At 31.8% G+C, this 12,065-nt stretch carries 14 protein-coding genes; 5 read left to right on the forward strand and 9 right to left on the reverse strand.

Annotated features, from left to right (window positions below):
* Positions 1-2: 2 nt before the first annotated feature.
* From ctlX to DPIF8902391_RS05155, 3 genes are all read right to left on the reverse strand, one after another.
* Positions 3-935 (reverse strand): citrulline utilization hydrolase CtlX, encoded by a 933-nt coding sequence (gene ctlX, locus DPIF8902391_RS05145; protein ID WP_172505226.1) that lies wholly within the window; start codon positions 933-935, stop codon positions 3-5.
* A 41-nt stretch (positions 936-976) separates the two neighbouring features.
* Positions 977-2,017, reverse strand: a complete 1,041-nt coding sequence (locus tag DPIF8902391_RS05150) for a flavin-containing monooxygenase (RefSeq protein ID WP_058885564.1) — start codon at positions 2,015-2,017, stop codon at positions 977-979.
* A 227-nt stretch (positions 2,018-2,244) separates the two neighbouring features.
* Positions 2,245-3,033 carry a S1/P1 nuclease gene (locus tag DPIF8902391_RS05155; protein ID WP_172505227.1) on the reverse strand — a complete coding sequence of 263 codons (789 nt, stop codon included), beginning with the start codon at positions 3,031-3,033 and terminating at the stop codon, positions 2,245-2,247.
* A gap of 117 nt (positions 3,034-3,150) precedes the next feature.
* Here DPIF8902391_RS05155 and DPIF8902391_RS05160 point away from each other — a divergent pair, with 117 nt between their 5' ends.
* The 5 genes from DPIF8902391_RS05160 (at position 3,151) to DPIF8902391_RS05180 (ending at position 6,960) form a co-directional block, all read left to right on the forward strand.
* On the forward strand, positions 3,151-4,011 hold the full coding sequence (locus DPIF8902391_RS05160; protein WP_058885566.1) for an SPFH domain-containing protein: 861 nt from the start codon (positions 3,151-3,153) through the stop codon (positions 4,009-4,011).
* Between the two features lie 5 nt (positions 4,012-4,016).
* A complete protein-coding gene (locus tag DPIF8902391_RS12500; protein WP_058885567.1) occupies positions 4,017-4,502 on the forward strand; it encodes a hypothetical protein in 486 nt (161 codons plus the stop codon).
* 77 nt (positions 4,503-4,579) lie between these two features.
* Positions 4,580-4,744 carry an Arc family DNA binding domain-containing protein gene (locus DPIF8902391_RS05170; RefSeq protein ID WP_172505228.1) on the forward strand — a complete coding sequence of 55 codons (165 nt, stop codon included), beginning with the start codon at positions 4,580-4,582 and terminating at the stop codon, positions 4,742-4,744.
* Positions 4,745-4,907: 163 nt separating this feature from the next.
* Positions 4,908-6,215, forward strand: coding sequence for a DUF819 family protein (locus DPIF8902391_RS05175; RefSeq protein ID WP_172505229.1), 1,308 nt, complete (start codon positions 4,908-4,910; stop codon positions 6,213-6,215).
* 40 nt (positions 6,216-6,255) lie between these two features.
* Entirely contained in the window at positions 6,256-6,960 is a 705-nt protein-coding gene (locus DPIF8902391_RS05180) for a DUF4369 domain-containing protein (protein ID WP_058885569.1), read from the forward strand.
* A 214-nt stretch (positions 6,961-7,174) separates the two neighbouring features.
* On the opposite strand, the gene DPIF8902391_RS05185 is transcribed toward DPIF8902391_RS05180, so the two are convergent.
* From DPIF8902391_RS05185 to DPIF8902391_RS05210, 6 genes are all read right to left on the reverse strand, one after another.
* Positions 7,175-8,008, reverse strand: coding sequence for a universal stress protein (locus DPIF8902391_RS05185; RefSeq protein WP_058885570.1), 834 nt, complete (start codon positions 8,006-8,008; stop codon positions 7,175-7,177).
* Between the two features lie 83 nt (positions 8,009-8,091).
* Positions 8,092-8,790 carry a sulfite exporter TauE/SafE family protein gene (locus DPIF8902391_RS05190; protein WP_058885571.1) on the reverse strand — a complete coding sequence of 233 codons (699 nt, stop codon included), beginning with the start codon at positions 8,788-8,790 and terminating at the stop codon, positions 8,092-8,094.
* Positions 8,790-9,236: a FixH family protein gene (locus tag DPIF8902391_RS05195; RefSeq protein ID WP_058885572.1), complete on the reverse strand. Its 447-nt coding sequence runs from the start codon at positions 9,234-9,236 to the stop codon at positions 8,790-8,792. Before DPIF8902391_RS05195 ends, DPIF8902391_RS05190 begins: the two co-directional genes overlap by 1 nt.
* 87 nt (positions 9,237-9,323) lie before the next feature.
* Positions 9,324-10,745, reverse strand: coding sequence for a cytochrome c oxidase accessory protein CcoG (ccoG, locus tag DPIF8902391_RS05200; protein ID WP_058885573.1), 1,422 nt, complete (start codon positions 10,743-10,745; stop codon positions 9,324-9,326).
* A gap of 40 nt (positions 10,746-10,785) precedes the next feature.
* A complete protein-coding gene (locus tag DPIF8902391_RS05205; RefSeq protein ID WP_232122699.1) occupies positions 10,786-11,886 on the reverse strand; it encodes a cbb3-type cytochrome c oxidase N-terminal domain-containing protein in 1,101 nt (366 codons plus the stop codon).
* An 11-nt stretch (positions 11,887-11,897) separates the two neighbouring features.
* A complete protein-coding gene (locus DPIF8902391_RS05210) occupies positions 11,898-12,065 on the reverse strand; it encodes a cytochrome C oxidase subunit IV (protein WP_058885574.1) in 168 nt (55 codons plus the stop codon).

A 12,065-nucleotide genomic window follows, 5' to 3' on the forward strand; every position in this document is an offset into this window, starting at 1 on the left:
ATTTATTTTTTTAAAAACACCTCTGCCATCATACAACGAGCACTTCCACCGCCACAGGTTTCAATAACCTCTAACGAACTGTGTATTATCGTTGTATGTTTATTTATTTCCTGAAGTTGGTTTGCTGTTAATGAATTATATGCCGATGAACTCATTATTAAAAATCGCTCATCATTTGCACCTTTTACCTGTAACATGTTTCCTGCAAACTGTACTACCTGCTCTTCTGTAATTGCAATTACCTGTTTTCCGCTTGTTTTTAAATGCTTAACAACCGATTTTTTTTCTTTCTTATCATCAATTGAAGCTAAACAAACAATCGCAAATGTTTCGGCAACACACATCATTACATTGGTATGATAAATTGCAGCCACTTCTCCATTTACGGTTTGATTTGCGGTAAAAATTACGGGTGTATATTCAAAATCTTCACAAAATTCAATAAACAACTCTTCATCAGCTCTTGGCGATAAAGCGCAATATGCTTTTCTATTCACACGATCTAAAATCATGCTTCCTGTACCTTCTAAAAAAACATCCTGTTCTTCGGCTTCAGAATAATCAACAATACTATTTATTTTAAAACCCTGTTCTTCTAAAATAGTCAATACATCTTCTCGCTTTTCTAAACGCCTATTTTCGGCAAACATTGGGTAGATAGCCACATCGCCATTTTCATGAAAAGAAATCCAGTTATTAGGAAATAAGGCATCAGGAGTATCTGTTTCTTTAGTATCTTCTACTACAATAACATCAACCCCTACTGCTTTTAATTTTACAACAAAAGCATCAAATTCTTGCTGTGCTTTTGCGTTAATTGTAGCAGGTAACATATTGGCTAATTCTTGCTGATAATAATTATTTACAGCCGTTTGCTCGTTCATTCTAAAACTAGCAGGACGCACCATTAATATGGTATTTGTAGTTTGTTGCATCTGTTTAAAAGTATTGAATTTAAAATATTTTATATAAAAATTTATTTGTTTTTGATGATATCTGCTAGGTAGCTCGCATCATTTGCCACCCCTCCTAAGGTTGCCGATCCACGGGTAAACATCCAAGGTAAACCGATAAAATATAAACCTTCAATCGTACTTACGCCTCTGTAATTTTTTGGATACCCGTCTTTGTCTAACTCTAAGCTTTCAATCCAACTAAAATTTGGGCGATATCCTGTTGCCCAAACAATATTTTTAATGCTAGAAACCGTTTGTTTTTCAAAAGTAATATCAGTGTTTGACGCGCTATTTGTACGTCCTACAGCAATCACATTTTCTCGAGAAAGAATCTCTTTTACGTCCGTTCCAATAACAGGTTGTATTGACGAATTTATTTTTTTACCAATCCAACTATATTTGCTGTAACTTAAAAAACCGATAAGGGTAAACCACCACCATAATGTTTTTCCTAAAAATTGCTGTGGTAACGACTTTACATTAGTATTCCCTGAAAAATAAACCGTTCGAGAGCCATCTTTCGATAATTCATTTAAAATTTGATAACCAGAATCGCCTCCACCCACAACAAGCGCATCACCGTTTTGTAGTTGGCTACCATTTTTATAAAAATTACTGTGCATTTGCAAAACACTTTCAGAAATTTTAGTGTGGCAAGGTGGCGTGTACGGAATATGAAAAGGACCGGTAGCTACGATAACATTTTTGGTTTGAATTTCGCCCTCTTTATAGCCTACCAAAAAACCATTTTCATTTTTTTTAACCGAGGTTACCAAGGTATTTAACTGTACATTGATATCAAATTTTTTCACGTAGTTTTTAAAGTAATCACTCACCTCAACCTTTGTTGGATAATGTCCTTTTGGAGCATCAAATTTAAAACCAGGTAAATGATTATATTCTGTTGGTGTAAATAATTTTAAAGAATCCCATCTGTTTAACCAAGAAGCCCCAATTTCTTTTTCACCATCTAAAACGATGAATTTTTTGCCTATCTTTTTTAAATGATACGCCATTGATAATCCTGCTTGTGCTCCTCCAATTACTACATAATCTAACATCTGTTATCTTTTTATAATTTACCCTTCAAAGATAGGGAAAATAAGAGGCATCAATTTTTGACACTAAAAACATATTGATAGTCTTTAGTGCTTAATTTTAAGCTATTTTTATTTTAAATGATTAATTATATGAAAATCAATAAAATAATATCATTTTAAAGTGAATTCAATAAATAATGTTATGTAAAATAGAGACGCAATAAATTACGTCTCTACCTATCTATGTTTTAACAAAAAATTTCGTTTAATAATTTTGCCAAACGTAAGCCTCCTTTTTGTAACTGTTCTCTTACTACAGGAAAATAATCATACGAATAACGGTAACTTAGTTTATCGCCAGTTTTTACAGAACCATATACTTTTTTCGTTAATGTATGCGTGTCTTGCATCCAGTCGATAACAGTTCCTTTTTGAAGTACTTTAATTTGTTCTTTTGATAAACGCTTTGCATTATCGGCTAATTCTAAATAGCTCATATCCCACATATTTATTAAATCGCCATCCCAAACTCTATGTAGGTTTGACCCTTTTCCATGCCATTGTACCTGTATTGCATTTCCTCCTTTATTTTCTTTCTGCCCAATATGTAATGGCTGGTGTAAATCACCTATTAAATGCACTAGCATTTTTAAATAAAAACGCTTGTCTTTAATACTACTATTTTTATCTTTTAAAATTTTAACACAGGCTTTAATTCCTGTAATTAAATCACCTTTTGGATTTTTAGCAACCTCACTATATTTTGCATCTAACGGCATGTTTATATAATGCCAAGTGTAAAATTTCCCAAATTTTTTTCTATCTGATTTTATTTCATCAGCATACGTTGACACAAAAGCCAAGCTTTCGCCTTGTAATAATTTATCAATCTGACGTTTTGCTTTTTTCGTTAAATTATTTTGCGCAATTTCTCCTGTTGCCCTATGCCCTGTTTGCCCCCAAAAATCTTCATTATTTGCGATAGCCGATGTGCTTATTAAAAAAACACAAAACAATACTAATACCTTAAGTTTCATAAAAATTACTTTAAATTTCTACAAAAATATACATTTATTTACTCAGACATTTGGTTTTAACAAAAATTTAAACATATCTTTACGATATCATTTTGATATCACTTTAAATTAAAAAAAATGCAAAAAGAAAAAATTATCAATCCAGTAAACGGTTATTTAATGTTCGCAATCGTTTTACTGCTCGTTATTAGTGGAATTGTAGCATCAGTAATCAATGAGAATATCGGTTTTATAGTCATTTCAATAGCAGGTTTTATACTTTCGCTTGGCTTTATTTTGGTAAACCCAAATTCCTCTAAAGTATTATTATTTTTTGGTAAATATGTAGGAACGGTAAAACAAAACGGCTTGTTTTGGGCAAACCCTTTATACAAAAAGAAGACCATTTCATTACGAGCAAGTAATTTTGATAGCGAACGTTTAAAAGTAAATGATAAATTAGGAAACCCTATAATGATTTCTACGATTTTAGTGTGGCGGGTTACCGAAACCTATAAAGCAGCTTTTGATGTTGATAATTACGAGAATTTTGTCCGTGTACAAACCGATGCAGCCGTGCGTAAATTAGCAAGTATGTATCCGTATGACAATTTTGCCGATGAAGGACACAAAGAAGATATTACCCTACGTTCTAGTATTAATGAAGTTAGTCAAGCTTTAGAAAAAGAAATAGAGGAGCGTTTGTCTATTGCAGGTATTCAGGTTTTAGAAGCTCGTATTGGTTATTTAGCCTATGCCCAAGAAATTGCAAGTGCTATGTTGAAACGTCAGCAAGCAACCGCTATTGTTGCGGCACGTCATAAAATTGTGCAAGGAGCCGTAGAAATGGTTGAAATGGCTTTGAATGAATTAAATAAAAAACAAATTGTCGATTTAGACGACGAACGAAAAGCCGCAATGGTTAGTAATTTATTAGTTATTTTATGTGGCGATAAAGAAGCCTCGCCTATTGTAAACACAGGAACTTTAAGCCATTAAATAAGATGAAAGTATTTAAAGAAGCACAAAAATTCACACAAGTTTGGGTTATTTTACTGTTTATTTTGTTGAATAGTTTTTTCCTATATGGAATTTATCAACAATTTATTTTAAAAATTCCTTTTGGAGACAATCCAATGCCGAATTCAGTTTTAATACTATCGACTGTTGGTTTTATACTATTAACACTCTTTTTTTTCAGTATGAAATTAAAAACAACAATAGATGAAACAGGTATTTATTATCAATTTTATCCGATACAATTAAAGGCTAAAAAAATAAGTTGGAGCGCTTTAAAATATGCTAGCGTTGTAACATTTAACCCAATATTAGACTATGGAGGCTGGGGAATTAAGCACAATTCATACACTGTAAAAGGTCGTATTGGCATACAACTTGTTTTAAAAAGTGGAAAAAAACTACTTATCGGCACTCAAAAAGAACAGAATGCCACACGAATTTTAGAAACCTATCAAAAAAAAATGAAATGATTGCAATTATTACGCTAATAATAGTCGTTATTTTTAATAGTATCATTTATTTTGCAAAAAAATAACAATGGCAAAAAATGACAAAAAAGAAAGCATTTGCACTTCGTATAAATGAAGACATGATTAAGGCAATTGAAAAATGGGCTGCTGATGAATTTCGTTCAACAAACGGACAGATTGAATGGATGCTTATGCAAACACTCAAGCAAGCCAAACGTGAACCTAAAAAGGAAGATCAGTAATTTTGTTTGTCTTTCTATTATAAAAACAAAAACCTCTTAATTTAATATAAATTAAGAGGTTTTTAAAATAAACACTAACAATTTAAAACCGAAACACCTACTTTTAATATTCCCTTTTTTTATGCTATTAATTTTGATACTTTAGCCAAAAACTAACATATTAATGACAGCACCAATTATTACAAACGATGCCATTGTTTTCGGAATTTTAATGATTTCTTTAGGCTTTGTATTTTATACCGAATCAAAAACTAGCGGTTTTTGGCATAAATTTTACAAAATAGTTCCAGGATTATTTATGGCGTATTTTATACCCGCACTTTTCACCACTTTTGGCGTAATTTCCCCTGAATGGGAAACCTTAAATTCCGCAGGTGAAATTGTAAAAGGAAAATCTCAATTATATTATGTAGCAAGTCGATTTTTATTGCCCGCTGCTTTAATTTTAATGACCATCAGTATCGATTTAAAAGCCATTTTTAACTTAGGTTCAAAAGCCTTAATCATGTTTTTTACAGGAACTGTAGGAATTATAATTGGTGGACCAATTGCTATTTTATTAATCTCTATCTTTTCGCCAGAAACTGTTGGAGGTGCTGATTTTGATGCCGTTTGGCGTGGGCTTTCTACCCTTGCAGGAAGTTGGATTGGCGGAGGTGCAAACCAAACAGCGATGTTAGAAATTTACCAATACAATCCTCAAAAATATGGCGGAATGGTCTTTGTCGATATTGTTGTTTCTAATATCTGGATGGCTATTTTATTAATCGGAATTGGTAAAAAAGATAAAATTAACAACTGGTTAAAAGCCGATACCTCAGCAATTGAAAAGCTAAAAGAAACCATGTCAACCTTTACAAAAGGCGTGCAAAGAAACCCAAGCTTAACCGATTTTATGATTATGCTAGCCATTGCCTTTGGTACTGTTGGTTTTGCACATTTTACAGCAGGGTATTTAAGTGTTTTTTGTAGTAATTTAGTGGCAGGAATTCAATCAAAAGCTTGGCAGAATATCTTTTCATTTTTAGGGGCAAGCTTCTTTTGGTTAATTAGTGTTTCAACCATTATTGCTATTGGATTATCGTTTACAAAAGCCAAAAATTACGAAGGCGCAGGCGCTAGTAAAATAGGAAGTATTTTTATCTATATATTAGTTGCATCTATCGGAATGAAAATGGATTTAGCCATGATTTTTGACAACCTCGGATTAATTGTCATTGGCGTAGTTTGGATGGCTATTCATGCAGGATTACTAATTTTAGTGGCAAAATTAATTAGAGCACCCTATTTCTTTTTAGCCGTAGGAAGCCAAGCCAATGTTGGCGGTGCCGCTTCTGCCCCAATTATAGCACAAGCATTTCACCCATCGTTAGCCTCGGTTGGCGTATTATTAGCCGTATTTGGATATGCAATTGGAACTGTTGGTGCAATTATCTGCACAATTTTAATGGAATTATCCGCTACTTTATAACAGAATTCAGCATATTTGCAACTCAAAAATTATACTTATTATGAAAAAAATCATCGCAGTTTTAGCGTTTTCTATACTGGCTTTTGCTTGTTCTTCTAAAAAAGAAGGAAATATGATTGTTAAAGGTCAAATTAAAGGATTAAAAAAAGGGACGTTATATCTTCAAAAAATGAACGATACCGTATTGGTTTCTGTTGATTCTGTTGCTTTATTAGGAAGCGATAAATTTACTTTGTCAGACGATGTAAGCTCGCCGGTAATGTATTTTTTAACTTTTGATGGAAACACCGATAATAAACATATTATGTTTTTTGGTGAACAAGGAAACATTACCATTAACGATAACTTAGACGAATTTGGCTTTAAACCTGAAATAAAAGGCTCTAAAAACCAAGAAGTAATGGACAATTTTAATAAAATTGACACAAAATTTAAAGATTTACGTTTAGGATTTATTAAAAAAGATTTTGATGCACGTGCCGCCAAAGACACTGCTTTAGTAAAGCAATTAGAAAATGATTATAAAAAAATGATGAAGCGTCGTTTTTTATTTTCTACTAATTTTGCCATTGCAAACGCCAATAGCGAAGCTGCTCCTTACATCGCTTTATCTGAATTATTTGATGCCAATGTTGTATTATTAGACACCATAAATAACAGCCTTTCTAAAACTGTTAAAAGTTCTGATTACGGAAAACGTTTGCAAAAATTTATTACCGAAATTAAAAATAAAGAAACTGAGTAATTTTATATTTCTTACAACAACAAAAAGCTCGATATTATAAAATATCGAGCTTTTTTTACTTTAATTTTTTGGTAATTTTACTATATTTTTTTGGAGCTACTTCCCGCTTTCCGCACTCGCTCTTTTTTGAAAAAATCAAAAAAGGAGCTCAAACAATTGCTTCAATCGGGGCTAGGCTTTAGGTATTCATTTATTATTAAATAACTAAACTACCTTATATTTTAAACGATATTATCGGTAATTTACTATGATTAGCGATATCTTCAGAAATACTTCCTTCAAAGAAATGAGAAATTCCTTTACGCCCATGTGTTGCCACAGCTATAATATCGGCATTGCTTTTACCCGCGTAATATAATACACCACTCTCTACGGTATAATCTGAAATAATTTTTACATTTTTTACATTGGCAACATCTTCACCTGCTTTTTCAAAAAAATCAAGCATATTTTGCTCAATTTCTTTACTGCTTTTAAAACTAATCGTTGGCGTGCTTACATATAATAATTCTAGTTCGCAATCTAGTTTTTTAAAGAAATTTTTAGCCGTTAAATATGACGTTACATCATTGGCTGAAAAATTACAAGCAAATACCGCTTTTTGTAATTTCGAAGTAATTGGCGCGTCTTTTACTACTAAAACTGGCGTAGTTGCATATCTAATTACCTTTTCGGTATTTGAGCCAATAAACATTTCCTCAATACCACTTGTACCTTTAGATCCTATAACAATTAAATCTACATTTTCACGCTTTGCTAAGGCATCTAATTCTGTAAAAATTTTAAAATGCTTAATAATAGGTGTTACTTTAATTTCTGATAAATAATCTTTATCTAAAAATTCGGTAAACTTTTTTTTAGCCAATTCTAATAAAAAAACCGATTCTAATTGCGTAAAATTTGCCGATTGATTCATCATTGCATGCGACAGCTCTAACATATGAACAACAACAATTTCCGCATTATTTTTTTTAGCTAAACAAGCGGCAGTTTTTAAGGCATTTTCAGAATACACTGAAAAATCAACGGGAACAATTATTTTTTTCATCTTAGTATTTATTTAGGTTTTAGTACTCACTAAAGTTACTAAATTTAATTGATAAAAAGAGCTATTAGTATGGCTAATTAAATTTAATGACAGCCCTGAATTGGTGCCGTTAAATTACTTACTGGAAGTGGCGAAACATAGGGTATTCCTAAGCCTAAACCTCGTAAAATAAATAAGATTCCTATAAAAACTACTACATAAGGAATAGCTTGTTGTATTGTTTTTCTTAGCAATCCGTTGGCAAAATTACCAACATATACAATTATGGTCATTAAAGGAACTGTTCCTAATCCGAAGAGAAACATATACAAGCTTCCCGACAAAGCATTAGAACTAGCGAGCGCACCAAAAACAGCCATATAAACCAAACCACAAGGTAAAAATCCGTTCAAAAAACCTATGGTAAAAAAAGTATCATTTCCTTTGTTTTTAAGTTCTTTTCCTAGTGATGATTTTACTTTCATTACCCATTTATTAATCGGTTTTGAAAAATTATATTTTTGAAACGTTTTTGGTAAAAGAATTACCAAAATCATCAAAATACCTGCTGCTATTGAAAGTTGCTGCTGAAATCCGAAGAAATAAAAACCTTTTCCTAAAAAACCAAACAACAAACCGATTAAACTATAGGTGAATAATCGCCCAAAATGATAGCTTAAAATTTGAAAAAATTGGGTTATTTTATTTGTTCTATCAACAGGCAACATAAAAGCGATAGGACCGCACATTCCTATGCAATGAAAACTCCCTAACAAACCAAATATGAGCGCTGATAAAAACATTAGTACATTAATTCTTGCTCAAATAAATAAGGCGTATTTTTGTAGTTCCAAGAAACAATAATGTTCCATCGACCACCCAATAAACGTTTCTCAGGCACGAGCAAATATGTATTAGAAATTGAAATAGGTATTTCAAAATCTAATTGCTTATTAGATGGTCGGTATAGGAACACTTTTCCTGTAATATCAGTAGGATTAAATGCTGTTGGAAAATAGATTTTTAATCCTTCTGATACTCTTTGTACTTTAATATTTTCTGATAATTCTTTGGCGTTTTTAGTAGCATCTATATCGCCCTGAAAAACCAATTCTTTTTGATAATACTCTTCTGATACCAAATCATGATTGTAATTATTTCCTGTACTCATTGATATAACAAAATACAGAATAAAACTCATAAATGCGATAATTGCAATTACGATACCCGCGCCCCAGTTTAGTTTCATTTTAAGTGTTTTAATATGATTAAAAATAAAGCAAGCCGCTTATAAAAAACAACTTACTTTATTTGTGTTTTTAGTTAGCTATAATAACTATCGATAACTTCTTGGTCCTAAAAAGTTAGTTTTTGTGGTTTCTATTAATTTATCGCCACTATAAACACCAATTCTGAGATGTACTTTTTCATCTTCCATTTCAGCTTGGTGCATTTCAATAAATAAGGTTCCTTCTGCTAATCCTTGTTTAGGAACCTCAAAAGCTTGCTGAGTTACCGTTTTTATCGTCCCTTTATGAGAAAGTAATTTATAGGTTACATTATCAATTTGTTTGGTTGTTTTATTGATAACCTTAAAGGTATAAACATTGCTAATTACATCATTTTTTTTGTGTTCGTATAATCGCCCTGGTAATCGTAAAATAGTAGCTTCTACGTCATTTCTTAAAAATAACATTCCTATTAAAACGGCTATTAAAATCCCTAAAACAGCGGTATATCCTTTCATTCTAGCGGTAAATTGAAAAGGTGTTTTCTCTTCAATGTTTTCTTCACTAGCAAATCGAATTAACCCTTTTGGTAAACCGACTTTTTCCATCATGTGGTCACACTCGTCAATACACGCGGTACAGTTTACACATTCTAATTGTGTTCCGTTTCTAATATCAATTCCGGTAGGGCATACATTTACACATTGAGCACAATCAATACAATCTCCTTTTCCTGTGGTTGCTCTGTCTTCTTTTTTACTGAATTTTCCACGTCCTTTTTCACCCTCTCCTCGTACGTGATCGTAGGCTACATTAATTGTTTTATTATCTAATAAAACTCCTTGTAATCTTCCGTAAGGACAAGCAATAATACACACTTGTTCTCGAAACCATGCAAAAATAAAGTAAAAAACTCCTGTAAAAATTAATAAAGAAATTAAGGTACTTGTATTGTTTAACGGATTGCCTGTTGCATATTCAATTACCGTATCACCTCCTATTAAATAGGCTAAAAATACATTGGCTATTAAAAATGAAATAATAAAAAAGATACTCCATTTTAAAAGTCGTTTTTTTATTTTTTCGGCATTCCAAGCTTGTTTTTCTAAGCGAATTTGTTTCCCTCTATCGCCGTCAATCCAATATTCTATTTTTCTAAAAACCATTTCTAAGAAGATGGTTTGCGGACATATCCATCCGCAGAAAATCCGACCAAAAACAACAGTAAATAAAATAATAAACACCACGCCCACAATCATCGAAACTACTAATAAATGAAAATCTTGTGGCCAAAAAGGAAATCCGAAAATATTAAATTTTCGCTTTATTACATTGAATAATAAAAACTGATTGCCATTAATTTTTACAAATGGTGCTGCTAACAACAACAATAGTAAAAAATAACTTACATACGATCTGTATTTATAAAACCGTCCGCTCGGTTTTTTAGGATATACCCAAGCACGCTTACCTTCTTTATTGATGGTACCTATACTATCTCTAAATTGTTCGTTCTTAGGTGTTTCCATTATCAACTATTAAAAAAATCAATTATACTTATTTTGTCTTTTATTCAACAACTACAGGAGCAGGCTCCTCTTTATGTAATTCTCCTTGTGGTGCTTTTGGGTTTGCAGGTGTTGTTCCTTGGAAAGCCATGATATAACTTGCTACTTTTTGAATATCCTTAGGTTTTAAAGTTTTACCCCAAGCAACCATTCCTTTTCCATCTCTACCTCCATTGGTAATGGTGGTAAATACATTTTTAATTCCACCACCTAAAATCCAATATTTATCGGTTAAGTTAGGACCGATACCTCCACCACCATCAGCAATATGACAGGCGGCACAGTTTAAATTAAATACAGCTTTACCTCTTTTTAAATCACTTTCTGAAGTTAAAATCGTAACGCTTTCAGCATCAATAACAGCTTCTTTTGATGTTGACTTATACGCTGCTAATTCTCTTTTAGCAAGAGCTACCGATTCTTCATATTCCATTACCTGTGTATATCCATCTAAAACTTCAAAACGCACTAAATAAACTACAGCAAAAATAATTGAAGCATAAAATAAACCTACCCACCATGGTGGTAATGTGTTGTCTAATTCTCTAATTCCATCGTAATTATGGTCTAAAACAATTTCTGCTTCTTCTTCTATAGCTTTGGCTTTGGTCCATTTAGATATTAATGTTCTTGCCCAAGCTAAATGGTCAATATCATCAGGATTAATTCCTGCTTTAATCATTGCTATTTCTTCAACTTTTTTAACACCTATTATTGTTAAAGCTTCTTTTGCTAAAACAACCAATCCGAAGGCTATAATTCCAAGCCAAACTAACGGGTTTTCTAAAATATTATAAGGATTTGCATATGAACTAATTGCTTTAGCTAATGCAAATGGTGTTAAAAAGATAAATAAAAATGATATTGCCGATTGAACTCTTGTATAATTCTTTGGCATTGCATCATTCACCTTATTTATTAAGGTGTTAGATAACACCTCTTTTAGAAGAACTACCAAACCTAAACCTATTGTAATATACCAAACTATTGGATTTTCTAAAAAATTAAAAGGTTCTTTGTATGCCTTAAATGCCACTGCTAATATAAACGGCATTGAAAAAACAAAAAGAAAAGATACTATTGATTGTATATATTTTTTCATAATAATTTGTTTTAGTCGTTTAAAGGTAAATCACTTACCTTACTTATATATTCTTTTTTAGCGGTAAATACCCACCAAAATAACACTACAAAAAAGGTAAAGAATATTGTTAATGAAATCAAAGGGTATATTTCAATACCTGCAATGCTATCCATATGATTTTTTACGAATTTTAACAT

Origin of the sequence: Tenacibaculum finnmarkense genomovar ulcerans, from assembly GCF_900239495.1 — a bacterium.
Lineage (GTDB): Bacteria > Bacteroidota > Bacteroidia > Flavobacteriales > Flavobacteriaceae > Polaribacter > Polaribacter ulcerans.

Coding starts and splice junctions, on each gene's coding strand:
- ctlX (WP_172505226.1), bottom strand. CDS start 935: ATGCAACAAACTACAAATACCATATTAATGGTGCGTCCTGCTAGTTTT.
- DPIF8902391_RS05150 (WP_058885564.1), bottom strand. CDS start 2,017: ATGTTAGATTATGTAGTAATTGGAGGAGCACAAGCAGGATTATCAATG.
- DPIF8902391_RS05155 (WP_172505227.1), bottom strand. CDS start 3,033: ATGAAACTTAAGGTATTAGTATTGTTTTGTGTTTTTTTAATAAGCACA.
- DPIF8902391_RS05160 (WP_058885566.1), top strand. CDS start 3,151: ATGCAAAAAGAAAAAATTATCAATCCAGTAAACGGTTATTTAATGTTC.
- DPIF8902391_RS12500 (WP_058885567.1), top strand. CDS start 4,017: ATGAAAGTATTTAAAGAAGCACAAAAATTCACACAAGTTTGGGTTATT.
- DPIF8902391_RS05170 (WP_172505228.1), top strand. CDS start 4,580: ATGACAAAAAAGAAAGCATTTGCACTTCGTATAAATGAAGACATGATT.
- DPIF8902391_RS05175 (WP_172505229.1), top strand. CDS start 4,908: ATGACAGCACCAATTATTACAAACGATGCCATTGTTTTCGGAATTTTA.
- DPIF8902391_RS05180 (WP_058885569.1), top strand. CDS start 6,256: ATGAAAAAAATCATCGCAGTTTTAGCGTTTTCTATACTGGCTTTTGCT.
- DPIF8902391_RS05185 (WP_058885570.1), bottom strand. CDS start 8,008: ATGAAAAAAATAATTGTTCCCGTTGATTTTTCAGTGTATTCTGAAAAT.
- DPIF8902391_RS05190 (WP_058885571.1), bottom strand. CDS start 8,790: ATGTTTTTATCAGCGCTCATATTTGGTTTGTTAGGGAGTTTTCATTGC.
- DPIF8902391_RS05195 (WP_058885572.1), bottom strand. CDS start 9,236: ATGAAACTAAACTGGGGCGCGGGTATCGTAATTGCAATTATCGCATTT.
- ccoG (WP_058885573.1), bottom strand. CDS start 10,745: ATGGAAACACCTAAGAACGAACAATTTAGAGATAGTATAGGTACCATC.
- DPIF8902391_RS05205 (WP_232122699.1), bottom strand. CDS start 11,886: ATGAAAAAATATATACAATCAATAGTATCTTTTCTTTTTGTTTTTTCA.
- DPIF8902391_RS05210 (WP_058885574.1), bottom strand. CDS start 12,065: ATGTTAAAATTCGTAAAAAATCATATGGATAGCATTGCAGGTATTGAA.